General features: G+C 71.8%; 22 protein-coding genes and 1 rRNA gene. 11 read left to right on the top strand and 12 right to left on the bottom strand.

All coding sequences use genetic code 11. The features are described 5' to 3' along the window. Nucleotides 1–45: 45 nt before the first annotated feature. The 4 genes from ACFPM7_RS25165 to ACFPM7_RS25150 are packed head-to-tail and all read right to left on the bottom strand — an operon-like array spanning nucleotide 46 to nucleotide 3,983. Complete coding sequence (locus ACFPM7_RS25165; RefSeq protein WP_378250242.1) at nucleotides 46–636, bottom strand: GTP-binding protein; 591 nt, start codon at nucleotides 634–636, stop codon at nucleotides 46–48. Next, nucleotides 617–988, bottom strand: coding sequence for a DUF742 domain-containing protein (locus tag ACFPM7_RS25160; RefSeq protein ID WP_378250241.1), 372 nt, complete (start codon nucleotides 986–988; stop codon nucleotides 617–619). The genes ACFPM7_RS25165 and ACFPM7_RS25160 overlap by 20 nt, the downstream gene beginning before the upstream one ends. Before the next feature lie 9 nt (nucleotides 989–997). Continuing rightward, nucleotides 998–1,456, bottom strand: coding sequence for a roadblock/LC7 domain-containing protein (locus tag ACFPM7_RS25155; protein ID WP_378250240.1), 459 nt, complete (start codon nucleotides 1,454–1,456; stop codon nucleotides 998–1,000). 43 nt (nucleotides 1,457–1,499) lie between these two features. Next, a complete protein-coding gene (locus ACFPM7_RS25150; RefSeq protein ID WP_378250239.1) occupies nucleotides 1,500–3,983 on the bottom strand; it encodes a sensor histidine kinase in 2,484 nt (827 codons plus the stop codon). Nucleotides 3,984–4,275: 292 nt separating this feature from the next. Between ACFPM7_RS25150 and ACFPM7_RS25145 the strand changes: the two genes are divergently transcribed. Next, a complete protein-coding gene (locus ACFPM7_RS25145) occupies nucleotides 4,276–6,111 on the top strand; it encodes a DNA/RNA non-specific endonuclease (protein ID WP_378250238.1) in 1,836 nt (611 codons plus the stop codon). On the opposite strand, the gene ACFPM7_RS25140 is transcribed toward ACFPM7_RS25145, so the two are convergent. The 5 genes from ACFPM7_RS25140 to ACFPM7_RS25120 all read right to left on the bottom strand — a co-directional run bounded on the left by ACFPM7_RS25140 (nucleotide 6,095) and on the right by ACFPM7_RS25120 (nucleotide 9,580). Further along, on the bottom strand, nucleotides 6,095–6,484 hold the full coding sequence (locus tag ACFPM7_RS25140; protein WP_378250237.1) for a pyridoxamine 5'-phosphate oxidase family protein: 390 nt from the start codon (nucleotides 6,482–6,484) through the stop codon (nucleotides 6,095–6,097). The two genes, ACFPM7_RS25145 and ACFPM7_RS25140, sit on opposite strands and share 17 nt — an antisense overlap. A gap of 49 nt (nucleotides 6,485–6,533) precedes the next feature. After that, the gene (locus ACFPM7_RS25135) at nucleotides 6,534–7,310 is read right to left on the bottom strand and encodes a sporulation protein (protein WP_378250236.1); all 777 of its coding nucleotides are present in this window, start codon (nucleotides 7,308–7,310) and stop codon (nucleotides 6,534–6,536) included. Nucleotides 7,311–7,456: 146 nt separating this feature from the next. Further along, entirely contained in the window at nucleotides 7,457–7,858 is a 402-nt protein-coding gene (locus ACFPM7_RS25130; protein ID WP_378250235.1) for a RidA family protein, read from the bottom strand. Between the two features lies 1 nt (nucleotide 7,859). Then, entirely contained in the window at nucleotides 7,860–8,615 is a 756-nt protein-coding gene (locus ACFPM7_RS25125) for an IclR family transcriptional regulator (protein ID WP_378250234.1), read from the bottom strand. Beyond that, complete coding sequence (locus ACFPM7_RS25120) at nucleotides 8,612–9,580, bottom strand: sugar kinase (RefSeq protein ID WP_378250233.1); 969 nt, start codon at nucleotides 9,578–9,580, stop codon at nucleotides 8,612–8,614. The genes ACFPM7_RS25125 and ACFPM7_RS25120 overlap by 4 nt, the downstream gene beginning before the upstream one ends. Nucleotides 9,581–9,725: 145 nt before the next feature. Between ACFPM7_RS25120 and ACFPM7_RS25115 the strand changes: the two genes are divergently transcribed. The 4 genes from ACFPM7_RS25115 (at nucleotide 9,726) to ACFPM7_RS25100 (ending at nucleotide 15,097) form a co-directional block, all read left to right on the top strand. Next, entirely contained in the window at nucleotides 9,726–10,997 is a 1,272-nt protein-coding gene (locus ACFPM7_RS25115) for an alanine racemase (RefSeq protein WP_378250232.1), read from the top strand. Nucleotides 10,998–11,007: 10 nt separating this feature from the next. Beyond that, entirely contained in the window at nucleotides 11,008–12,564 is a 1,557-nt protein-coding gene (locus ACFPM7_RS25110) for an N-acyl-D-amino-acid deacylase family protein (RefSeq protein WP_378250231.1), read from the top strand. After that, nucleotides 12,561–13,511, top strand: coding sequence for a lactonase family protein (locus ACFPM7_RS25105; protein ID WP_378250230.1), 951 nt, complete (start codon nucleotides 12,561–12,563; stop codon nucleotides 13,509–13,511). The genes ACFPM7_RS25110 and ACFPM7_RS25105 overlap by 4 nt, the downstream gene beginning before the upstream one ends. A 101-nt stretch (nucleotides 13,512–13,612) precedes the next feature. Further along, entirely contained in the window at nucleotides 13,613–15,097 is a 1,485-nt protein-coding gene (locus ACFPM7_RS25100; RefSeq protein WP_378250229.1) for a beta-N-acetylhexosaminidase, read from the top strand. Nucleotides 15,098–15,176: 79 nt separating this feature from the next. Here the strand turns inward: ACFPM7_RS25100 and ACFPM7_RS25095 are convergent, their stop codons facing one another. After that, nucleotides 15,177–15,923, bottom strand: coding sequence for a GntR family transcriptional regulator (locus ACFPM7_RS25095; protein WP_378250228.1), 747 nt, complete (start codon nucleotides 15,921–15,923; stop codon nucleotides 15,177–15,179). A gap of 174 nt (nucleotides 15,924–16,097) precedes the next feature. Here ACFPM7_RS25095 and ACFPM7_RS25090 point away from each other — a divergent pair, with 174 nt between their 5' ends. The 5 genes from ACFPM7_RS25090 (at nucleotide 16,098) to ACFPM7_RS25070 (ending at nucleotide 22,439) form a co-directional block, all read left to right on the top strand. After that, nucleotides 16,098–17,396, top strand: a complete 1,299-nt coding sequence (locus tag ACFPM7_RS25090; RefSeq protein ID WP_378250227.1) for a sugar ABC transporter substrate-binding protein — start codon at nucleotides 16,098–16,100, stop codon at nucleotides 17,394–17,396. Continuing rightward, a complete protein-coding gene (locus tag ACFPM7_RS25085; RefSeq protein WP_378250226.1) occupies nucleotides 17,393–18,379 on the top strand; it encodes a carbohydrate ABC transporter permease in 987 nt (328 codons plus the stop codon). Before ACFPM7_RS25090 ends, ACFPM7_RS25085 begins: the two co-directional genes overlap by 4 nt. Continuing rightward, entirely contained in the window at nucleotides 18,380–19,213 is an 834-nt protein-coding gene (locus ACFPM7_RS25080; protein ID WP_378250225.1) for a carbohydrate ABC transporter permease, read from the top strand. Then, nucleotides 19,213–20,709, top strand: a complete 1,497-nt coding sequence (locus tag ACFPM7_RS25075; RefSeq protein WP_378250224.1) for a glycoside hydrolase family 3 N-terminal domain-containing protein — start codon at nucleotides 19,213–19,215, stop codon at nucleotides 20,707–20,709. Before ACFPM7_RS25080 ends, ACFPM7_RS25075 begins: the two co-directional genes overlap by 1 nt. A gap of 125 nt (nucleotides 20,710–20,834) precedes the next feature. After that, nucleotides 20,835–22,439, top strand: coding sequence for a glycosyl hydrolase family 18 protein (locus tag ACFPM7_RS25070; protein ID WP_378250223.1), 1,605 nt, complete (start codon nucleotides 20,835–20,837; stop codon nucleotides 22,437–22,439). A gap of 113 nt (nucleotides 22,440–22,552) precedes the next feature. On the opposite strand, the gene ACFPM7_RS25065 is transcribed toward ACFPM7_RS25070, so the two are convergent. Next, a complete protein-coding gene (locus ACFPM7_RS25065) occupies nucleotides 22,553–23,122 on the bottom strand; it encodes an isochorismatase family protein (RefSeq protein ID WP_378250222.1) in 570 nt (189 codons plus the stop codon). A 107-nt stretch (nucleotides 23,123–23,229) separates the two neighbouring features. Between ACFPM7_RS25065 and ACFPM7_RS25060 the strand changes: the two genes are divergently transcribed. Continuing rightward, nucleotides 23,230–23,694 carry a MarR family winged helix-turn-helix transcriptional regulator gene (locus ACFPM7_RS25060; protein ID WP_378250221.1) on the top strand — a complete coding sequence of 155 codons (465 nt, stop codon included), beginning with the start codon at nucleotides 23,230–23,232 and terminating at the stop codon, nucleotides 23,692–23,694. 356 nt (nucleotides 23,695–24,050) lie between these two features. On the opposite strand, the gene rrf is transcribed toward ACFPM7_RS25060, so the two are convergent. Then, nucleotides 24,051–24,167 (bottom strand): 5S ribosomal RNA (gene rrf / locus ACFPM7_RS25055). Between the last annotated feature and the right edge of the window lie 2 nt (nucleotides 24,168–24,169).

Genomic DNA, 24,169 nt, shown 5'->3' with positions numbered 1-24,169 from the left:
GACGCGCGTGGCGTTGGGAGGGTGGTCGGCGGCCAAGGCCCGGAGCTATACCGGCGCGCGTTCCAACCTGCGCATCGTGTGCTGGACCAGTTCCACCAAGACCCGCTTCGCCGACTCCCGGTCTCGGGCGTCGCAGGGGACGATCGGGATGCCTCGGTCGATGTCCAAAGCGAGGCGGACTTCTTCTGTCGTGTGGGGCCATGAGCCGTCGAACTCGTTGACCGCGACGATGAAGGGGATGCCGCGCCGCTCGAAGAAGTCGATCGACGGGAAGCTGGAGTCGAGTCTGCGGGTGTCGACCAGCACGATGGCTCCCAGGGCGCCGTGGGCCAGTTCGTCCCACATGAACCAGAAGCGGTTCTGGCCTGGGGTGCCGAAGAGGTACAGCACCACCCTGGCGTTGATCGTGATCCGGCCGAAGTCCAGGGCGACGGTGGTGGTTTCCTTGCCCGCCACCATCTCGTCGACTCCGACGCTGGCCTCGGTCAGCACCTCTTCGGTGCGTAGCGGCGGGATCTCGGAGACGGTGTTGACCAATGTGGTCTTGCCGACCCCGAATCCGCCCGCCACCACGATCTTGATCGAGGTGGGGATCAGCGGCGTCTCGCTCACCTGTTCAGATCCTCCGAATGCCATCGAGTACGGCCTGCAGGAACGTGGTGTCGTTGATGTCGGAGGTCTGGAACAGCGCGCCCGCGGCGATGTGGCCGCGCTCGATGAGGTCGCCGAGGAGGACCTTGGCGACCACGAGCGGGACGTCGAGGTAGGCCGCGACCTCGGCGACGGAAAGCGGGGCTGTGCAGATCTCCAGGATCTGGAGGTGCTCAGGGCTGAGCGACCCCGGATCGGTGGGGGGTGCGGCCGCCCTGACCTGGGTGACCAGATTCAGGTTGGGCGTGTTCGCCCGGGTGCGGCCGCGGGTCATCGCGTACGGTCTGACCAGCGGTCCGGCCGCTTCGTCGTACCACCAGTCGTGGTCCGGGTTCATCCCACCGCCCTACGACGGCCTGCGGCCCGGCACCGCCATGGGTGGCTGGCCGGGCGCCGCGGGTCCCGCGCCCGAGCGGGGAGCCGACGCCAGGTGGGCGCCGACCCGCTTGACCAGCATGTTCATCTCGTAGGCGATCATGCCGACGTCGGCGTCCTCCTCGGCGAGGACAGCGAGGCAGGCGCCTCGGCCCGCCGCGGTGACGAAAAGGAAGGCGTGGTCCATCTCGACGATCGTCTGGCGGACTTGGCCGCCGCCGAAGTGGCGGCCGGTCCCGCGCGCCAGGCTCTGGAACGCCGAGGCCATGGCGGACAGGTGCTCGGAGTCGTCTTTGGACAATTCGGCGGAGCGCCCGAGCAGCAGGCCGTCCGCGGACAGCACGACCGAGTGGCGGATGCCGACGACCCGGCGAACCAGGTCGTCCAAAAGCCAGTTCAGCTGCTGGTCCTGGCCGATCTTGTCGTTCACCTTGCGCGGTCCTTCCCAGGGTTAAAGGACAAACTGCCGACGATCATGACTCGACCCCGGGCTCGGCGTCGCGCGCCTGCCGGGTGCCGCGCTGGAACGCGGACATGGTGTCGCGGACCCGCTCGGCGGAGCCCTCCTCATCGTCTGGTCCGACAGCGTCGGACCAGTCGGGGAGCAGCGGCTCCCCGCGCAGCTGCGGCGCCAGGTTCTGCTGGCGTTGCCTGCGCGGCAGAGAGGGTCGACCGCCGTTGCCATTGGTGGCCGGCTTGGGCGGGTGTTCTTCGTGACTGGGCAGATCAGCCCGGTACGGGGACAGACCGGCTCCGTTCTCCTCAGCGGCCACGCGGTGTGCCGGGAGCTCCTCGTCCTCGACCGGCCACTGGGCCTCGACCTGCTCGTCGTCGGCCCAGCGGTGCGAGCGCCCGGGCGGCGCGTGCTGGGTGAGCACGGCTGCCGACGAGGGCTCGCGCGCGGCGGGCACGGTGCCCTGCCTGCGCTCGACGGGCTTGCGCGGCCGGGGGCTGGGCGGCTCGGGCTCGCTGGTCGACTCGACCGTGTCGGCGACGATGTCGGCGGGGAGGAAGACCAGGGCCACGGTTCCACCGTACGGGGATTCGCGGAGTTCCACCCGGATCGAGCGGCGGGCGGCCAGTCGGGCGACGACGAACAGGCCGAGGCGGGATTCCCCGCGCAGCGCCATCGCGTCGAACTCCGGCGGGTGGGCCAGCATCCGGTTGGCCTGGTCGCGGTCCTCGGGCGTCATGCCGAGGCCGTGGTCCTCGATCTCCACGACGACGCCGCCGGAGACCTGGCTGGTGTACACCTCGACCTGCGAGCGCGGCGGGGAGAACGACGCGGCGTTGTCGACCAGCTCGGCGACCAGGTGGATGGTGTCGGCGACGGCGACGCCGTGCAGCGACACGTCCGGCACCTGGTTGACGCGCACGCGCACGTACTGCTCGGTCTCGGCGACGGCGGCGCGCAGGATGTCCAGCAGCCGCACCGGCTTGCGCCACTGCCGTCCCGGCTGCTCGCCGGCGAGGATGATCAGGTTCTCGGCGTTGCGCCGGGCGCGGGTGGCCAGGTGGTCGAGCTGGAAGAGCGAGTCGAGGTGCTCGGGGTTCTCCTCCTCGCGCTCCATCCGGTCCAGGATCTTGAGCTGGCGGTGCACCAGCCCCTGGTGGCGGTGGGCGATGCCGAGGAAGACGCGGTTGACACCTTCGCGCGCCTGGGACTCCTTCACCGCGGCGGCGACGGCGGTGTACTGGGCGGCGTTGAACGCGTCCGCCACCTGGCCGATCTCGTCGGTGCCGTAGTCCAGCGGCGGGACCTCGGCGGCGACGTCGACGCGGTCGCCCTGGCGGAGCCGGTCGACGAGGGTGGGCAGGCGTTCGTGGGCCAGGCGCAGCGAGTCGTTCTTCAGCTGCTCCAGGCGGGTCACCAGCGCCTTGTTGACGAGCCTGCGGGAGATCCGCACGGCCATCACGATGCCGCCGACGACGGCGAGCAGCGCGATGAGGCTGCCGACGATGACCTCGGTGAACTGCTGGTCGGCGCGGTCGAGGCCGAGCTGCACGGCCGCGATGCTCTGCTCGGTGGTGATCTTCAGCAGTTCGTCGGAGACGCGGCTGCTGACGTTCTGCCAGTCCGCGGCGCCGACCGGCAGGCTGGGCGGCTCGGTGTTCTCCTCGCCGTCGGGGTCTTGGCGCGGCGGCGCGGCGCCGACCAGCCGGTTCTCCGCGGCGGCCAGGCGCTCCCAGGTCTCACCGGTGGTGAGCGCGCGCAGCTGCTCGCGGACGGGGTCGACCGTCGTCGGCGCGGCGGTGGCCAGTGTGGAGCGGTAGGAACCGACCAGCGAGGTGAACTCGACGTGCTGGGCCGGGGTGAACTGGCCCGCGCCGATGGCGGCCGCGGCGATGGAGGAGGCGCGTGACATCTGGTCGCTGGCGCGGAAGAGGTCGACGGCGTCCATCGCCTCCTGCTGCACGACGGCGTCCGGGGTGATGCGGGCCTGCGTGTCGAACAGCTGGGAACCGGCGTCCAGAAGGCTGTTGTAGTACCGGTAGATGTCGTCGGCGTTGGCGGTGCCGCCGGAGACCTGGGCGCGGCGCTGCTCCAGCGGGCCGAGCACGTCGTTGAGGGCCTGGACCTTGACGCTGATCTCGGCGGGCGCGTTGGCGGCCAGCTCGGTCATCGCGGTCTGCAGCTCGCCGACGGCGCGGTCGGTGGTGCGCTGCTGGTTCTCCAGGCCGACGCTGTCCGGGTTGTTGGTGTTGAGGACAGCCATGGTCAGCTGCCGCTCGCGCTGCAGGGCGTTGAAGGCGTTCAGGCCGGGGATGGAGGCGTCCTTCACACCGCTGGCGACGGCCTTCAGGTAGATGCCGTCGAAAACGGTGTAGGAGGAGAACACCGCCCACATCACCAGGAGGATCACGCTGGGGACGACGACCACACCGGTCAACCGTGAGCGGATGGTCGTGGTCGCACGCGTGTCGGCCTGCTGCTGCGGACCGCTTGTCAGCTTCACGTTTCCCTTCCCAGCCATCCCACTGTCCGGTCGTCGCCCCACCGAGTGATCATCTCCGGCTCATCATGATCGAACTTACGGAGAGCCAGCGATCCCCTGCGGTCCGCGCATTTGGAGCGTACCCGTTCACCCATTGGCGCAAGTGACGCCCCCATTGCACCGCGTGACACCCGTTTGGGCCAGCGCGGGGTGCCCAAAGGGCAACACCCGGTGATCGATGACCGCGGACTCTTGTCGTCGGACGACGCGCGCGGGCATGGTCGGCGCACCCCACTGTAGTGAAGGAACCGCCATGTCCGCCAAGAAGAAAACCCCCGACCCGGACCTGTCCGCCGCGCTGCGCTCCTTCGTCCGCCTGCGCGGCTCCAGCTACCTGCGGGACCCGAACGTCACGTCGATCGGGATCGGGCACAAGGTGCGCGGCGGCAAGCGCACCACCGAGCTGTGCGTGCAGTTCACCGTCGGGACCAAGGCGGCGCCGGAGGCGCTCGGCGGCCTCGACACCGCCCCGCTGCCGGAATCGGTCGAGGTCGCGGGGGTCGCGGTGCCGACCGATGTGATCGAGCGCACGTACCGCCCCGCGATCCGGGTGGTGGAAGCGGAATCACCCGATCCGCGCACAGCGCGCGTCGACCCCGTGCGGCCCGGCGTCAGCGTCGGCCACCCGACGATCACCTGCGGCACGGCGGGCGCGGTGGTCTATGACCGCGAGACCGGCGAGCCCTACCTGCTGAGCAACTGGCACGTCCTGCACGGCGCGGGCGGAGCGCTCGGCGACACCGTCGTCCAGCCGGGCGCCCACGACGACAACCGCACCGCGCTCAACGCGCTCGGCACGCTGGTCCGCTCACACCTGGGTGTGGCGGGCGACTGCGCCGTGGTGTCGGTGAGCGGACGCGGACTCGACCCGTCGGTGCTCGACCTCGACGTCGTGCCCACCGACCTCGGCGACCCCGAGCTGGGCGACAAGGTGGTCAAGAGCGGTCGCACCACCGCCGTCACGCACGGCGTGGTACGCCGGGTGGACGTGCTCGCCCGCCTCGACTACGGCGACGGCGTCGGCATCCGCGAGATCGGCGGCATCGAGATCGGCCCCGACCCGGCCAGGCGCGCCGCCGACGGCGAGATCAGCCGCGGCGGCGACTCCGGTTCGGCGTGGCTGGCCAAGAGCGGCGGCAGGCCCTCCGGTGTGCTGGCGGGCCTGCACTTCGCGGGCGAGGGCACCGGCGACCCCGACGAGCACGCGCTGGCCTGCCTGCCCAAGTCGGTGTTCGACAAGCTCGGCATCACGCTGACCAGGCCGGAGGGCGCCGAAGCCGCCGCCGTCGGCTACGACCCGGGCTTCCTGGGCGTCGACGTCGCCGTCCCCGCCCTGGACCCGGCCGCCGACGCCGTCGAGCTGGACGGCTCGACCACCATCGACTACACGCACTTCTCGCTGGCGCTCTCGGCCCAGCGGCGGTTCGCCTTCTGGGTGGCCTGGAACATCGACGGCGCAGGCCTGCTCAAGCTGCCGCGCACCGGCATCCCGTTCACCAAGGACCCCCGCCTGCCCGCCGACGCCCAGCACGGCGACGAGCTGTACCGGGGCAACCGCCTCGACCGCGGCCACCTGGCCCGGCGGGCCGACCTGCTGTGGGGGTCGCGGGAGGAAGCCGACCGCGCGAACCGCGATTCCTTCTTCTTCACCAACATCACCCCGCAGCTGGACGCGTTCAACCAGGCCGCCCGCGACGGCTTGTGGGGCAGGCTGGAGGACGCCCTGTACGAAGACGTCGAAGTGGACGACCTGCGCGTCAGCGTCATCGCGGGACCGGTCTTCGGCGAGGACGACCGGGTGTACCGGGGAGTGGCCGTGCCCCGGGAGTTCTGGAAGGTCATCGCCTACGCCGTGGACGGCGCCCCGCACGCGGCCGCGTTCGTCCTGACCCAGAACCTGGACCGGCTGGAAACCCTGGACCTGGACGAGTTCGCCGTCTACCAGGTGCCGGTCGCCGCGGTCGGTGAGCGCACCGGCCTGCGGTTCCCCGCGGCGCTCACCGACGCCGACACCGCCCCCACCGGCCCCGAGGCGGCGGGGCCGCCGCGACCGCTGACCGGGCAGGCCGACATCACCTGGAGCCGCTGACGGTCCCCATCACGCGCCGGACCGCGATCTCCACGACGACCCGCTCGGCGTTCTCCCTGGGCCGGCGGTAGCGCAGCGCGTAGCGCCGCTCGGCCTCCGCCACCGCGGCGCGGTCCTCCCGCACCACGGCCAGCCCTTCCACAGTGGACCACCGTCGTCCGTCCACCTGGCACAGCGCGACCACCGGGTCGGCGATCGCGTTGCGGACCTTGCGGGAGGAGCGCGAGGTGATGACCCGCACCAGCAGCGCGTCGGGGTCGAACGTCGCGCCCACCGGCACCACGTGCGGCGTGCCGTCGGCCCGCCGCGTGGTCAGCGTGCACAGGTGCCGCTCGGTCCAGAACTCCAGGAACTCATCATCGGGACGCCACACAAGCGGCGAGCCTACGGGGCGGGCGCCGCGCCCGCCCCGCGAGAACCCGTCAGAAGATGCCGCGCCGCTGGGCGGTCTGGCCCAGCCACTCGCCGATGCGCGCGGTCCAGTCGGTCCGCTCGGCGTCGGCGTGGCTGACCTGGAAGCGCCCGTAGACGTCGCGGCCCTCGGTGAAGATGCCGCCGCGCTTGTCGGCCTCCAGCACCACGACCAGCCCGTGCGGGTCGGTGATGAAGGTCAGCTCGACCTGGCTGATCCCGCGGGCCAGCTGGGCCGGCGGGTAGTACTCGATCTCCTGGTAGAACGGCAGGTGCTGGTTGACCCCGTGGATGCGGCCCATCTCCAGGTCGGCGGTGTGGAACTGGCAGCCCATGCGCTCGAACGCGGCGAGCACCGCGGCCTGCGAGGGCAGCGGCTCCACGTGCAGCGGGTCCATGTCGCCCTTGTCGATCGCCTTGGCGACGGCCAGCTCGGTGCGCAGGCCGATCGACATGCCGTGCAGCCGGTGCCCGCCGATCGCGGTGACCGGGGTCTCCCACGGGATCGGGATCTGGAACGGGATGGAGTGCGCCTGCCCGGCGGGCAGCCCGAAGCGCCCGGCGACGACGTGGCGGTCGAACTCGACGAACCCCTGGGTGTCGTCACTGCGCTCCACCCGGGTGACCAGCGACAGCGCCACGTAGTCGATGTCGGCGTGGTCGTCGCCGCCCTGCATCCTGACCTCGCCGGACACCACGCCGCCGGGGCGGACCGCACCGCCGGACAGCACGGTGTCCACCGACGGACCGCCGACGCCCAGCGCGCGCAGCATCTTCTTGAACACCATCGCCGATGTCTCTCCTTCGCCTGGACAGGTCCGCGCCCGCCTCACCCATGAGACGTGCGGACCGTATCGGGGTTCCGCCCGGTCATCGCCGGTCGGCGCCCCGGCGTGTCGGTCTCGCCCAGGCGAGTTCGGTCACGCCCGCCCGGTCAGGCGGACTCGGTCACCGCGAGCGCGTCGATCTCGACCAGCAGGCCCGGCGGCAGGCCGACGTAGACGGTCGTGCGGGCGGGGTAGGGCCTGCTGAGCAGTTCCGCGTACGCCGTGTTCATCTCGGCGAAGTGGGCGACGTCGGTGAGGTAGACGCGCAGCATGACGATGTCCTGCTCCGTCGCGCCCGCGGCGTCGAGCACGGCCAGGACGTTGCGCAGGCAGGCCCTGGTCTGCTCGGCGACGGTGTCCCCGACCAGCGCCCCGGTCGCGGGGTCGTTGGCGATCTGGCCCGCGACCTGCACGATGCCGCCGCGGCGGATGCCCGGCGAGAGCGGCACCGGCGGGGGCTGCGCGCCGGGCGGGGTGATGGCGGTCCTGGGCTTCGCGCTGTCGGGCATGTCAGTCCTCTCCTGGCGGGACCCACCCGCAGGCGCGGGAGGCGGTGTCGGTGGCGGCCAGCAGGTCCGGGATGAGGGCGAGCAGGCCGGGGCGGTCCAGCAGGACCTTGGGCACCGACACCGACGCGGCGGCGAGCACCGTGCCCGCCTGGTCGCGGATCGGCGCGGCCACGCAGTGGATGAAGTCCTCGTGCTCGGCGTCATCGATGGCGTGGCCGCGCTCGGCCACGGCCGCCAGCTCCGCGAGGTAGGCGGCCTGCGTGGTGATGGTGTTCGCGGTCATCGGGGTGTAGGTGATGGACGCGGCGACCTCGGCGCGGCGGTCCTCGTCGAACGCGGCGACAAGGACCTTAGCGACGGCGGTGCAGTGCAGCGCGGCCCGTTTGCCGATGCGCGAGTACATGCGCACGGGGTGCTTGCTCTCGTACTTGTCGATGTAGACGACCTCGCCGCTCTCGTAGCTGGCCAGGTGCACGGTGTGGCCGGTGCGCTCGTTCAGCTCGCGCAGCGCGGGCTCGGCCAGCCTGCGCACGTCGCGCTGGTCGATGGCGCGCGAGGCGAGGTCGAAAAGCGTCGCGCCGAGGCGGTAGTGGCGGGCGTCGGTGCGCTGGACGAAGCGGTGCGCCTCCAGCGTGCGCAGCAGGCGCAGGACCGTGGTCTTGTGCACCCCGGCGGACTCGGCGAGCTGGTCGAGGGTGCGCGGCCCGTCGGCGAGCGCGGCGAGCACGGTCAGCGCCCGGTCCAGGCTCTGGCTCATGTGACCCCCCGGGCGGTCACGTGCGTCGTCGCCCAGGTCTGGGGGTCGGCGTCGAGGAGGGTGGCGACGACGTCCCTGGGCAGCGGGATGGCGACGTCGTGGTGGGTGCGCAGCGCGCCGACGGCCTGCAGGTGCCCGGCGCGCAGCCGCCTGCGCGGGGACTGCCCGGCCAGGGTCGCGGCGAGGAATCCGGCGGCGAAGGCGTCGCCCGCGCCGACCGGCTCGACCACGTCCACGCGCAGCGCGGGCTCGAAGACCATCTCGCCGCCCTCGAACAGCGTCGCGCCGATGGGCCCCTGCTTGACGACCAGCACGGCGGGTTCGGGCAGCACGTCCCGGACCGAGGCGGGGTCGGACACGCCCCACAGGGCCTCGGCCTCGTCGGAGCCGACGAACACGATGTCGGCGCGGGCGGCCAGGCCGCGCAAGGTCTCGCCCGCGCCGGAGGTCCAGAGCGCGGGCCGGTGGTTGACGTCGAAGGAGACCAGGGCGGCGCGGTCGAGCAGCAGTTCGCTGAGGGCGCGGCAGCGCGGCGACAGGGCCGCGGTGATGCCGCTCAGGTGCACCAGGCGCGCGGCGGCGACGTCGACGCGGTCGAGCACCTCCGGGCCCATGTCCGAGGCGGCCGACCCGAAGCGGTAGTAGCGCACGGGGCTGCCGGTGGCGCTGGCTTCCTTGATGTAGACGCCGGTCGGCCGCGTCGGGTCAACCGCGACCCCGGACACGTCGACCCCGGCGCCCGCGACGGCGGCGACCACGGCCCGGCCGAACGGGTCGTCGCCGACCGCGCTCACCCAGCCCGCCCGCACCCCGAGCCCGGCCAGCGCGCACGCCACGTTCGACTCCGCGCCGCCGACGCCGCGCACCCAGGTCGTGACCGCGTCGGCGGGCCCGTCCTCGCCGGGGACGAACACGGCCATGGACTCCCCGACGCACAGCACTTCGGGACGGCCGACCTGTTCCACGGCGAACCCCCCAGTCCCCCGGTTTACTTAACCGGTTCGCGCCGCATGCTACACAGCCCATAGCGTCAGACGCACTACACGTTGCAGGTTGCGCAACTGGTAGGCGATCTGGTCGGATCGGGAGAACCCGGGAGGTCGCCACGCCATGAACGCCACCATGGACGCCGCGGCGGTCGCTCGTCTGCGCGAGGAGCGGCTGGACTGGCGGTTCCGCCAGGTCCCCGCGGGCGGCACCCTCGCCGAGGCGGCGGCCGCGCGCCCCAACCTCTTCCGCGACGGCTTCCTCGGCCCGTTCGTGGTGCTCGACCAGCAGGCGCTGGAGCACAACCTGACCACCATGGCCGACTGGTCGGCCCGCCAGGGCCTGGCACTGGCCCCGCACGGCAAGACCACGATGGCTCCCGCGCTCTTCCAGCGCCAGCTGGACCTCGGCGCGTGGGCGATCACCGTCGCCCACGCCGGGCAGGCGCGGGTGTGCCGGGCCTTCGGCGTCAGCCGGGTCCTGGTGGCCAACGAGTTCACCGACCCTGGCGGGCTGGCCTGGCTGGCCGCCGAGCTGGCCGACCCCGGCTTCGAGTTCCTGTGCTTCGCCGACTCGGTCGAGGCCGTCCGCCTGATGGCCGACGGCCTTGCCGAGGCCCCGCGCCCGGTCGACGTCTTGGTCGAGATCGGCATGGCGGGCGGGCGCACCGGGGCCCGCGACCTGGCGACGGCCACCACGGTGGCCGAGGCGGTGGCCGCGACCCCGGCGCTGCGGCTCGCGGGCGTGGCAGGCTACGAGGGCCCGGCCGCGAGCACCGCCGACGTCGACGGCCTGGCCGCCGTCTGGTCCTACCTGGACACCCTGCGCACGGCGGCGGTCAGCCTGCACCGGCTCGTCGAGACCGACCGGACGATCGTGTCGGCGGGCGGCAGCTCCTACTTCGACGTGGTGGCCGCCTCGCTGACCGGCTCCTGGCCCATGGACGTCCTGCCGGTGCTGCGCAGCGGCGCGTACGTCACCCACGACGACGGCTTCTACCGCGATCTCTCCCCGCTCGGCGCGACCCCGCGCCTGGCGGGCGTCCCGCGGCTGCGCGCCGCCCTGACGGGCTGGGCGCAGGTGGCTTCGGTCCCCGAGCCCGGTCTGGCGCTGCTCGCCGCAGGCAAGCGCGACCTCCCCTACGACCTGGGCATGCCCGTCGCCCGCCTGCACCGCACGGGCAACGCAGTCGCGCCGGTATCAGGGTTCGAGGTGCCGACGATGAACGACCAGCACACCTACCTGCGGTTCCCGGAGGACCAGGCCGTCGCCGTCGGCGACTGGATCGGCCTGGGCCTGTCGCACCCGTGCACGTCGTTCGACAAGTGGCCGCTGCTGCCGGTGACCGCCCCCGACGGCGAGACCGTGGTCGACTTCGTCCGCACCTTCTTCTGATGGCGGTCTCATGACGGTCATCAGCGGCGCGACGATCATCGACGGGACCGGCGCCCCGGCCTACCGCGCCGACCTGCGCGTCGCGGGCACCCGCATCGCCGAGATCGGCGCGGGCCTCACCGGCGGGCCCGTCATCGACGGCTCCGGGCTGACGCTGACCCCGGGCTTCATCGACATGCACTCCCACTCCGATCTCCAGCTGCTCGCCACCCCGGCGCACGAGGCGAAGACCACCCAGGGCGTGACCCTGGAGGTGCTGGGCCAGGACGGCCTGTCCTACGCCCCCGCCGACGAGGCGACCCTGGCGGACCTGCGCGCGCGCCTGGCCGCCTGGAACGACGACCCGCCGGGGTTCGACTGGTCGTGGCGCTCGGTCGGGGAGTACCTGGACCGCCTGGACACCGGCATCGCGGTCAACGCCGCCTACCTCGTCCCGCACGGCACGGTGCGGCTGCTGGCCATGGGCGCCGACGACCGCCCGCCGACCCCCGACGAGCTGGACCGCATGCGGCGCGAGGTCGCCGCCGGGATGGCGCAGGGCGCGCACGGACTGTCCGCCGGCCTGACCTACGCACCCGGCATGTACGCCGACGACGCCGAGCTGGTCGCGCTCTGCGAGGTCGTCGCCCAGCACCGCGGCTACTTCAGCCCGCACCACCGCAGCTACGGCAAGGACGCGCTGGCCGCGTACGCGGACATGATCGCCGTCGCCACCGCGTCGGGCTGCCCGCTGCACCTGGCGCACGCCACCCTCAACTTCCCCGAGAACGCGGGCAGGGCCCAGGCGCTCATCGACCTCATCGACGCCGCCGACTGCGACCTCACCCTCGACACCTACCCGTACCTGCCGGGCGCGACCACGCTGGCCGCACTGCTGCCGGGGTGGGCGTCGGCGGGCGGCCCCGAGGCCACCGTCGCCCGGCTGCGCGACCCGGACCAGCGCGCCCGCATCCGCCACGAACTGGAGGTGACCGGCTCCGACGGCTGCCACGGCGTGCCGGTGGACTGGACCGCGATCGAGGTCAGCGGCGTGCGGCTCGACCGCAACCGCCGCCACGTCGGCACCCGCGTCGGCGCGCACCCCGACCCGTTCGGCTTCTTCGCCGACCTGCTGGCCGATGAGCACCTGGCCGTCTCCTGCCTCATGCACGTGGGGCACGAGGAGAACGTGCGGGCGATCATGCGCCACCCGGCGCACACCGGCGGCAGCGACGGCCTGCTGGTCGGGGACCGCCCGCACCCGAGGGCGTGGGGCACCTTCCCCCGCTACCTCGGCCATTACGTCCGCGAGGAAGGCGTGCTCGACCTGGTCGACTGCGTGCACCACCTCACCGGGCGCCCCGCCCGCCGCCTCGGCCTCACCGACCGGGGCACGATCAGCGTCGGCAGCGCCGCCGACATCGTGCTGTTCGACGCGGGCGCGATCACCGACGCCGCGACCTTCGCCGAGCCCCGCACCCCGGCGGCAGGCATCGCGCACGTCCTCGTCAACGGCACCGCCGTCATCGCCGACGGCCGCCCCACCGGCGCCCTTCCGGGCCACAGCATCCGCCGAGGAACCCCGTGACCACCGCATACATCGGCTCGATCGAGGGCGACGGCCTGACCGTCGCCGCAGCCGACCCCGAGACCGGCGCGCTCACCGCCGTCGGCTCCGCCCCCGCCCGCGAGCCGTCCTTCCTGGCCTTCTCCGCCGACCGGCGCACGCTCTACGCCGTGGTGGAGGCGGCCGAGGGCGCGGTCACCGAGCTGGACATCAGCGACCCGGCGAACCCGTCCATCCGCCGGACTTTCCCGACCGGGCAGTCCGGGCCGACGCACCTGTGCGTGCACGGCGAGCACCTGGCGGTCGCCCACTACGGCGACGGCACGGTCACCCTGCACGAGCTGGCCACCGGCGAGCGCACCGACGTGCTGCGCCACGAGGCCGACGAGCCGCACGCGCACCAAGTGGTGTCCCAGGACGGCTGGCTGGTGGCGGTCGACCTCGGCGCCGACGCGGTGTTCACCCACCGCGTCGACGGCGGGAAGCTGGTCCAGCATGCCCGCTGCGACCTGCCCGCGGGCACCGGCCCCCGGCACATCGCGTTCCAGGACAGTGCCCTTCAGGGCGGGCGTGCCTACCTGCTGGGCGAGTACGTGCCCGGGGTGACCCGGTTGCACTGGCGGGACGGCGCTCTCACCCCGGTGGGCCACGACCTGGTGACCGCGCCCGGCGCGCCGGAGACCTTCCCCGCCGAGATTGTCCTCGCGGACAACCACATCTATACGACGAACCGTGGCGAGAACGTGGTCGCCCGCCTCACCCTGGACGGGCGGCTCGACCAGAGCGTCCCGACGGGCGGCGACTGGCCGAGGCACTGCGCGATCGACCCGACGGGGAGGTGGCTGTACGTGGCGAACCAGCGCTCGAACACAGTCACGTGGCTGCCGCGCGACCCGGCGACCGGGGTGCTCGGCGACGCGGCCGGAAGCCTCGCGGTGCGGGGAGCGTGCGCGGTGGAGTTCGCCTAGGACGGCCTCCTTGTGTCCGGGTTGAGCAGGTTCTACCATCCTCTGCATTGCCGCCAGTGAAACTTTGGTTGCGCCTGACGCAACAGCGGGGAGGATCGGAGATGAACGCCTTCGACACCCTGCTCCCCCGCCCGGTCACCGCGCTGGCGACCGGCGGGGCACTGGCCGTGGCGAGCCCGTCGGCGGTCGCCACCCCCTCCACTGTGGTCATCGACCCGGGACTGTCACCACATTCTGAGGCATACCGGCTTTCCATCACACCGGACGGCGTCCGGGCCGTGGCCGTCGACGCGGCAGGCGCGGCGCACGCGGCCCGCACGCTGCGCCAACTGCTGGGCCCGGACGCCTTCCGCGCCGCCGACATCCGCGGCTCGTGGGAGCTGCCCTGCGGCGAGGTGGCCGACCACCCGCGCTTCGCCTGGCGCGGAGTGCTGCTCGACGTCGCCCGCCACTTCCTGCCCAAGTCCTCCGTCCTGCGGTTCCTCGACCTGATGGCCGCGCACAAGCTCAACGTCCTGCACCTGCACCTGACCGACGACCAGGGCTGGCGCCTTGAGGTCCCGGCGTTCCCGCGGCTGACCGAGGTCGGCGCGTGGCGCAAGGGCTCGTGGACGGGCAGGCAGCCCGACGGGGACCCGACCCACGACGGCCGCCCGCACGGCGGCTTCTACTCCACCGCCGACCTCCGCGAGATCGTCGCCTACGCGCGCGAGCGGCACATCACCGTCGTTCCCGAAGTCGATGTCCCGGGCCACAGCCAGGCCGCGATAGCCGCTTATCCGGAATTGGGCTCCACCGGTGAACCAGTCGAGGTGTGGCACGCGTGGGGAGTGAGTGAGCACACACTCGCACCGACGCGGGCGGTCATCGATTTCTACAAGACCGTGCTCGACCACGTCGTCGACGTCTTCGACTCCCCCGTCGTCTGCCTCGGCGGCGACGAGGTCCCGACCGGCCGCTGGCGCGGCGAGCAGGCCGCCGCCCTCGGCCTGGAGTCGGTCGAGGCGATCCCGGGCTGGTTCCTGCGCACGCTGGGCGGGCACCTGGCCGAGCACGGCCGCCGCACGCTGGGCTGGGACGACGTGATGGACCACGCCGGGCTGAGCCCGGGGGTCCTCGTCGCGTCCTGGCGCGGCGAGAAGGCGGGGACCGCGGCCGCGGTCGCGGGCCACGACGTGGTCATGTGCCCCGAGCAGCACGTCTACCTCGACCACCGCCAGTCCGAGCACCCCGACGAGCCGATCCCGGTCGGTTTCGCCCGCACCACCGAAGACGTCTACGCCTACGAGCCCATCCCGGCCGAGCTGCCGGAGGACGCCCACCACCGGGTCCTGGGCGCACAGGCGCAGATCTGGACCGAGCACCTCGACTCGCCGCGCCGGGTGGACTACGCCGCCTTCCCCCGGCTCGCCGCGTTCGCCGAGGTGGTCTGGTCGGCGAAGGAGCTGCGGGACCCCGCGGGGTTCCCGAGGCGACTGGCCGAGCACCACCTGCCGAGGCTGGACGCACTAGGAGTGGAGTACCGCGCGCCGGACGGGCCGCGGCCGTGGCAGCGGCGGCCGGGCGTGCCCGGCAGGCGGCGCTGAGCGCAGAGGAGGGGCTTTCGATCGATTCGCGCAGAAGTGGCCCGGCCGCATTCGACCGGGCGGAAAATCGCTGAGCCCATTACTGGGGACGCGGCGAAACAAGGGTGGCGACGAACTTGTAGCGGTCGCCGCGGTATACCGATCTCACCCATTCGACCGGACGATTGTCGGTGTCGAAAGAATGCCTCGACAACCGAAGCATGACCGCCCCGACCTCATTCCCGAGCAGCGCGGCGTCGGCCGGGGTGGCCAGCGCCGTCTCGATCGTCTCCTCGGCGTGGCCCAGTTGCACCCCGTAGTGCTCCCACAGCACGCCGTAGAGCGAGGTGTCCCCGACGCGCTCCTCCAGGCCGGGGAAGCGGCTCAGCGGCAGCCGCGATGTCTCGATCGCCATGGGCTCGCCGTCGGCGCTGCGCAGCCGCCGCAAGCGCAGGACCGCACTGCCCTCCGACACCGCCAGCAAGGCGGCGACGTCGGGTTCCGCGATCTCCACAGTGGCTTCGAGCAGGGCGGATGTCGGGTTGAGCCCGTGCGAGCGCATGTCCTCGGTGTAGGAGGACAGCTGCAGGCGCTGGGTCACCTTACCGGCCCCCGCGAAGGTGCCGCTGCCGTGCACGCGGGTCAGCCTGCCCTCGGCCATCAGCTCGGTGAGCGCCTTGCGGACGGTCGTCCGCGACACGCCGAAGCGCTCGGCGAGGGCGCGCTCGCCGGGCAGCGGGCCGCCGGGGCCTGCGTCGGCGACGAGGGATACCAGGCCGTCCTTGAGCGCCCAGTGCTTCGGCGTACGCGCCGTTTTGCGGCCATTGTCGCCGAGGATGTCAGCCATGGGGAGTTCCTTGTCGCACACCGATGGGCAGGGTGGGCCGCCGCGGGGCGGAAGGTCACGGTTCCGCATTTATCTTGACAAGCCCGAGAACTACCGACCACTCTAACCGCAATGGTCTAAACCACTCAAGCCCCTTCGTTCGCGGGGCGGGCAGTGCGAAAGGAAGTACCCCAAGTGAGAAGTTGGTCGAAGTCAGTGGTCGGGGGTGCGGTCGCCGCGGCAGCGCTGATGCTGGCGGGCTGCGCGGGTTCGGGCGGGGACACCGGGGGCGAGAACCCCGCGCCGAGCGGCCCCCGCGAGCTGACCGTGTGGCTGATGAACGGGTCGGCCCCCGAGACCCTCACGAACGAGCTGCACAAGGAGTTCGAGGCCGCCAACCCCGGCGTGACCGTCAAGTACGAGGTCCAGCAGTGGAACGGCATCCAGGACAAGCTGACCACCGCGCTGGCCAGCAACGACGCCCCTGACGTCATCGAGATCGGCAACACCCAGTCGCCCAAGTTCGCCGCCGAGGGCGTGCTGCTGGACGTCTCCGCCGACGCGGGCAGCTTCAACAAGGACCAGTGGCTCTCCGGTCTGACCGGCTCGGCCACCTGGGACGGCAAGCAGTACGCCGTGCCGTTCTACGCCGCCAACCGCGTCGTGCTCTACCGCACGGACATGTTCGAGCAGGCGGGCATCACCGCTCCCCCGGCCAACCGCACCGAGTGGCTGGCCGCGATCGACAAGCTGAAGGCCAAGTTCGGCTCGGACAAGGACTTCCAGGCGCTGTACCTGCCCGGCCAGAACTGGTACACCCTGCTGTCCTTCATCTGGGACGAGGGCGGCGACATCGCCACCCAGGACGGCAACGCCTTCAAGGCGTCGCTGGACAGCCCGCAGGCGAAGGCCGGCCTGGAGTTCTACAAGCAGCTGGTCGAGGCCTCGGGCACCAAGGCGCCCAAGGACGCCGACGAGCAGACCCCCGAGCAGGCGGGCATCTACGGCGGCGGCAAGGTCGCCATGTTCATCGGTCTCCCGTGGGAGGTCGCCACGGCCGCCAAGAGCGACCCGAAGCTGACCGACCTGACCGGCGCCTTCCCGATCCCCGGCAAGGCGGGCTCCGCGCCGGTCTTCCAGGGTGGCTCCAACCTGGCCGTCCCGGCCAACAGCAAGGACCAGGACCTGGCCAAGAAGTACCTGGCCATGCTGTCCAGCACCAAGTACCAGACGCAGTTCGCCAAGGCGGGCATGATCCCGGGCACCTCCACCGACGTCTCCGCCCTGGAGGCCAGTGGCCCGGTCAGCGCCGCGATGGCCAAGGCATCGGCCAACGGCAAGGGCGTCCCGGCGACCCCGGGCTGGGCGACCATCGAGGCGGGCCAGAACCCGCTCAAGGACATGCTCACCGCCTACCTGACCGGCGCCAAGCCGATCGAGCAGGCCACCGCCGACGCCAACGGCGTGCTCGATAAGGCCTTCTCCGAGTCATGACCTCCACGACCTCGGAGCGGACCGCTCGGCCCGCGGGGAAGTCCCCGCGGGCCGGGCGGCCCGGCCCGCGCAAGCGCCAGGGCTTCCTGGGACTGAGCGAGCGGGCCATCCCCTACCTGATGCTCGCTCCCGCGCTGGTGTTCCTGATCGCCCTGCTGGGCTGGCCGGCCCTGCAGGTGATCGCCATCAGCTTCCGGGAGCTCAACCTCGGCGAGCTGGTCCGCGGCGAGGTCATCTGGACCGGCTTCGACAACTACGTCGAGGTGCTGTCCGATCCTGAGTTCTGGACGATCGTGCTGCGGACGGTGGTCTTCACCGCCGCGGTCGTCGCCGCCACCGTGCTCATCGGCCTGGGCATCGCGGTGCTGATGCGCCACCTGAGCAAGGGCGTGCGCATGGCGCTGCAGATCAGCCTCGTGCTGGCCTGGGCGACGCCGATCATCGCCACCACCACGGTCTTCCAGTGGATGTTCGACCAGCAGTACGGCATCCTCAACAAGACCCTGGTGCTGCTGGGCTTCGACAGCTTCCAGGGCCACTCCTGGTTCAGCACCGGACCCAGCACCCTGACGGTGATCGGCCTGCTGGTGCTGTGGCAGGCCGTGCCGTTCATCGCCTTCACCCTGTACGCCGGTCTGCTCGGCGCGTCCAAGGACCTCTACGAGGCCGCCTCCATCGATGGCGCGACCGGCTGGCAGGCGTTCACCGCGGTCAGCTGGCCCGCGCTCAAGCCGGTGCTGGCGATCGTGACGTTCCTGTCGGTGCTGTGGGACTTCAAGGTCTTCACCCAGGTCTGGGCGATCCGCCAGGGCGGCCCGGACGGGGAGAGCACCACGCTGCCCGTGCTGCTGTACCTGAAGGGCATCTCCGGCAGCGGGTTCGGCGTCGCCGCCGCGGTCGCCGTGCTGATGCTCATCGTGCTGGTCATCGTGACGTGGCGGTACATGCGGCTGCTGGTCCGCTCGCAGGAAACGGAGCTGTAGATGCTGCACAAGACCCGCTCGCAGCGGATCTGGCTCGCGGTGCTCGGCGTCGTGGCCACCGTGTTCTTCTTCTTCCCGACCTACTGGATGATCACCACGTCGCTGAAGACCCCCGCGCAGGTGCTCTCCCCCGACTACGACCTGATCCCGCTGTCGATCACCTTCGACAACTTCACGTCGGCGTTCTCCAAGGAAGGCTTCACCACCTTCCTCACCAACAGCCTCATCGTGACCCTCGGCGCGGTCGCCGTGGCGCTCACCGCGGGCCTGCTGGCCGCGGTCCCGCTGGCGCGCATGCGCTTCCGCGGCCGCAAGGGCTTCGTGCTGCTGGTGCTCATCTTCCAGCTGGCCCCGCTGGAGGCCCTGTTCGTCCCGCTGTACCTGATCATGCGCGACGCCAACCTGCTCGACAAGCTGCCGTCGCTGCTGCTGGTCTACGTCGCCTTCACCCTGCCGTTCACGATCTGGACCCTGCGCGGGTTCGTCAAGGGCATCCCGGTGGAGCTGGAAGAGGCCGCCATGGTCGACGGCTGCGGGCGCTGGGGCGTCTTCCGCAGGGTGACGCTGCCGCTGCTGGGCCCCGGCCTGGTGGCCACCTCGGTGTTCAGCTTCGTCACCGCGTGGAACGAGTTCCTGTTCGCGCTGGTGTTCATCCGCGACAAGGACAACCAGACGCTGCCGGTGTGGCTGTCGTCGTTCCGCACGGCGTTCGGCACCGACTGGGGCGGCATCATGGCCGCGTCGGTCATCTACGCCGTGCCCGCGCTGATCTTCTTCATGCTGGTCCAGCGCAAGCTGGTCTCCGGCGCGACGGCGGGGGCGGTGAAGGGCTGATGACGGCGACCGAAGCACATCTGTCCGGAGTGGACGGCTCGCTGCGCGCGCTCGCCGAAGCGGTGCTGCTGCCCGGCTTCGCGGGCACCACGGCACCGGACTGGGTACGCGCCAGGGTCGCGGCCGGACTGGGCGGCGTGGTCCTGTTCGGCCGCAACGTCGTCGACGACGAGCAGGTCGCGGCTCTGACCGCGGCCCTGCGCGCCGAGCGCGCGGACGTGGTCGTCGGCATCGATGAGGAGGGCGGCGACGTCACCCGCCTCGACGCGGCCACCGGCAGCGACGTGCCCGGCCCGCTCGCCCTGGGCGCGGCGGGCGACCTGCGGCTGACCGCCGAGGTGGGCGCGGCGCTCGGCGCCCGGCTCGCCGCCTGCGGCGTCACGGTGAACCTCGCCCCGTGCGCGGACCTCACCCTGACCCAGGACGACCCGATCATCGGCGTGCGCTCCTTCGGCTCGGACCCCTACGACGCCGCCGCGCACGTCGCGGCGTACGTGCGCGGGCACCAGCGCGGCGGGGTCGCCGCGTGCGCCAAGCACTTCCCCGGCCACGGCGCGGCCACGGCGGATTCGCACGTGGCGCTGCCGGTCCTGCCCCGCACCCCGGACGAGCTGCGCGCCGCGGAACTGGTCCCGTTCCGCGCCGCGCTGGCCGCCGGGGTGCGGGCAGTGATGACCGGGCACCTGGTGGTCCGGGAGTGGGGCGAGGACCCGGTCACGCTCAACGCCGCCGCCATCAACGGCGTGCTGCGCGAGGAGCTGGGCTTCACCGGCGCGGTCATCACAGACGCGCTGGAGATGGGCGCGGTCGCCGGGACGCTGGGCGACGCCGACGGCCTCACCGCCGCCGCCGTGCGCGCCCTGCGGGCCGGGGCGGACGCGCTGTGCGTCGGCGGCGAGGTCGCCGACGCGGGCGTGGTGGCCGGACTCGTCGACCGGATCGTCGCGGCGGTGGCCGCTGGCGAGCTGGCCGAGGAGCGCCTCGCCGAGGCCGCCGCCCGCACCAGAGCCCTCGGCACGGCACCGGGGAGGACGACCGCACCGTCCTCCGCCCACCGCGCCGAGCTGGGCATCACCGCGGCGCGCAGAGCGATCCGCGCCACCGGTGTGCCCGACCTGCACGACCCCTTGGTGCTCGACGTCGAGGTCGATCCGACCATCGCCGCCGGGTACGTGCCGTGGGGCCTCGGCGAGCACGTCGCCCGCCTGGTCCCGAACAGCACCACCCTCCGCGTGGACGCCGCTGCCTCGGCGGACGCGCTGGGGGCCGCCCGGTCGGCGTCGGCTGTCGTCGTGGTGACCCGCGACGCGCACCGCCACCCCGCCGTGCGGTCCCTGGTCTCCGAATTGGTTCGTACCAATCCGGTGACCGTGCACGTGGAAACCGGCGTTCCCGGCCCCGACCTCGGGGCCACCGCCCGGATCGACACGTTCGGGTCGTCCCGCCCGAGCCTGCTGGCCGCCGCCGAACTGGTGGCCGCCGCCTGCGCGCGATGACCCCCGGTCCCACTCGGAGCACTACTCCATTCGAGTGAGACCAATGGTCTAGACCTTGTTCGGATCTTTGGTCTGGACCACAGTCAACTCACCATCTCCGATCCCCTCTCCCTGCGAGGTGAACGTTGTCCAGAACCCGATGGCACGTGACGGCGGCCCTGGTCGCCGCCGCCGCGGTATCCCTCGGCCTGCTCGTCGCGGCTCCCGCCAGCGGCTCCCCGGCGCCCAAGGCCGAGTTCCAGAAGACCCAGGACTGGGGGTCGGGCTGGGAAGGCAAGTACACGATCCGCAACACCGGCACCACGGCCCTGACGAACTGGCGGGTCGAGTTCACCCTGGCCTCCGGCTCCATCAACTCGTCCTGGGACGCCCAGCGCACCCAGTCCGGGAACCGCTACACCTTCTCCAACCTGGGCTGGAACGCCACCATCGCGCCGGGCGCGTCGGTGTCCTTCGGCTTCAACGCCACCGGTTCCTCGTCGCCGAGCAACTGCCTGCTCAACGGCGCGTCGTGCGAGGGCGGCACCCCGCCCACCACCACGACGACCACCAGGCCGCCGACCACGACGACCACGACGACCACCACCCGGCCGCCGACCACGACCACCACCACCCCGCCGCCGCCGGGGCAGAAGGTCATCGGCTACTTCGCGCAGTGGGGCGTCTACGGGCGCAACTACCACGTGAAGAACATCCACACCTCGGGCTCGGCCTCGAAGCTGACGCACGTCATGTACGCGTTCGGCAACGTGACCAACGGCCGCTGCGTCATCGGTGACTCCTACGCCGACTACGAGAAGGCCTACACCGCCGGGGACAGCGTCGACGGCGTCGCCGACACGTGGGACCAGCCGCTGCGCGGCAGCTTCAACCAGTTCCGCAAGCTGAAGAAGATGTACCCGAACATCAAGATCATCTGGTCGTTCGGCGGCTGGACCTGGTCCGGCGGCTTCGGCCAGGCGGCGCAGAACCCGGCCGCGTTCGCCGACAGCTGCTACAACCTGGTCGAGGACCCGCGCTGGGCCGACGTCTTCGACGGCATCGACATCGACTGGGAGTACCCGAACGCCTGTGGTCTGACCTGTGACACCAGCGGACCGGCCGCGTTCAAGAACATGATGCAGGCCATGCGGGCCCGCTTCGGCCCGAGCAACGTGGTCTCCGCCGCCATCACCGCGGACGGCAGCAACGGCGGCAAGATCGACGCGGCCGACTACGCGGGCGCCGCCCAGTACGTCGACTTCTACATGCCCATGACCTACGACTTCTTCGGCGCGTTCAACGCGCAGGGCCCGACCGCCCCGCACTCGCCGCTGACGTCGTACCCGGGCATCCCGCAGCAGGGCTTCAACTCCGACGCGGCGATCCAGAAGCTGAAGTCGAAGGGCATCCCGGCGAACAAGCTGCTGCTCGGCATCGGCTTCTACGGCCGAGGATGGGCCGGGGTCACCCAGTCCGCCCCCGGCGGCTCGGCGACCGGCGCGGCGCCCGGCCAGTACGAGGCGGGCATCGAGGACTACAAGGTGCTCAAGTCGCGGTGCCCGGCCAACGGCACCGTGGCGGGGACCGCGTACGCGCATTGCGGCAACCAGTGGTGGAGCTACGACACCCCGGCGACCATCGCGGGCAAGCGCGGCTACGCCAACCAGCAGGGTCTCGGCGGACTGTTCTTCTGGGAGCTGTCCGGCGACACCACCAACGGTGAGCTGATCACCGCGGTTCGCGGCTAGTAGTGCACGCGACTCCGGCCGGGACGGGCCGGATGTGGGCGGCCCGCCAGGTTCTCCTGGCGGGCCGCTCACCCGCATGGCGTCCGCCCCGCCGCGGTCCGGGGCGGCGGCCGTCAGGTCAGGACGCCGAGCAGCTCGCCGATGACCCTGCTTGCGGTCGTGGTCATGGCGCCGTACTCGGCCGCCGAGCTGATCGCCTGGCGGTGCTCGTCGAGGGAGAGATCGGCGATCGCGTCGGCGACGGCGAAGACCTGGGAACCCGCCAGGTACGGCCCGCCCGCCGCCATCAGGCAGGCGGCGTGCGCGCGGACTCCGACGAGGACCAGCTGATCGCGCGCGTGCGCGTCGAGCACATCGCGCAGCGCCGCGTACGGCTCCCCCACCTCGGCGTCGACCACCAGGTCGCCCTCCCCCGGCTCGACCGTCGGCCGCCCGGCAGCGGTGCCGCGCACGGTGAAGACGATCGGCACCCCCAGGTCCCGGCAGGTGTCGCGCAGCTTGCCGACGTTGTGCACCAGCTCAACCGCGGGCGACCGGCTCCCGTCGAACGACCCGACGATCCGGTCCTGCATGTCGTGGATGACGAGCACCGCCCGATCCGCGGACACCTGCCAGGCAACGGTGTTGCGGGGCAGCTTCGCCGCGGCGGCCATGTCATACGGCTCGACGAGGGGGACGGCCATGCTGGCACCTCCATACTCAACTTAGGTTAGCCTAACTTGCATTGGCGGCCCGGGAGTACGTGGCCGTGCTCACGCCCCCGCCGATCCCGACCCGAAGGAGGGCCCGGGTGGAAGACCTCGACCCCCGCTTGCACACCGTCCGCCTGCTGCGCACCATCGCCGCACGCCTCGACCTCCTCGACGCCCGGTTCGCAGCGGAGCACGACCTGCACCCCACGGACCTGCGCGCCCTCATCCACCTCCTGGAAGCCCGCCGCACCAACTACCCAGCCACCCCCGGCTGGCTCTGCGGCCGCCTGGGCCTCAACTCCGCCTCCGTCACCGCCCTGGTAGACCGCCTTGTCCGCGCCGGCCTGGTAACCCGCTCCCGCGACGAACACGACCGCCGCCGAGTCCTGCTCTCAGTGCGCGAACGAGCAGTCGACCTAGGCGGCTCAGCCGTGGACGACACCACCCGAGACGCCCTAGACGCCCTAACCCGCTGCGACCCCGCAGACCTCCTGGCAGCCCGCCGAGTCCTCCACGAGATCGCCCGAGCCATGACCGGCGACCGAGCCACAGCCCGCCGCTGACCCGCCGCCTGAACTGTCCGGCCCCCGGCCGCCAGGCTATTGAGGCGAAGCTGAGAGCAGCCAGGCCAGCCAGCCGAGCTGTGGACAACGTTTGACTTGACGCACATGGCGGTCCCTCGCGACCGACGACAGAGCCGACGAGACACCAGGGAGCCCGCTCGCCCCACGCGAGCGGGCTCCCTTCTCCAGGTCCTCGGCTGCCGACCACCCACTCAACGCCACACGCCTCTGCCATCTGTCCGATGGGGTGGAGTTGCTCCAGTACCGGACCTGCACAACGCAAAAACCAGAAGACCCGCCCTCGTACCAATCTGATCAACTCAGATCAATACGAGAACGGGCCTTCTGGTAAAGAAGTCCGGCGGTGTCCTACTCTCCCACACCCTCACGAGTGCAGTACCATCGGCGCTGGCAGGCTTAGCTTCCGGGTTCGGAATGGGACCGGGCGTTTCCCTGCCGCTATAACCACCGAAAC

The organism is Actinokineospora guangxiensis, from assembly GCF_042657845.1.
Classification (GTDB): domain Bacteria; phylum Actinomycetota; class Actinomycetes; order Mycobacteriales; family Pseudonocardiaceae; genus Actinokineospora; species Actinokineospora guangxiensis.
The sequence above is the reverse complement of the archived record's forward strand: the minus strand, read 5'-3'. Positions and strand labels throughout refer to the sequence as shown.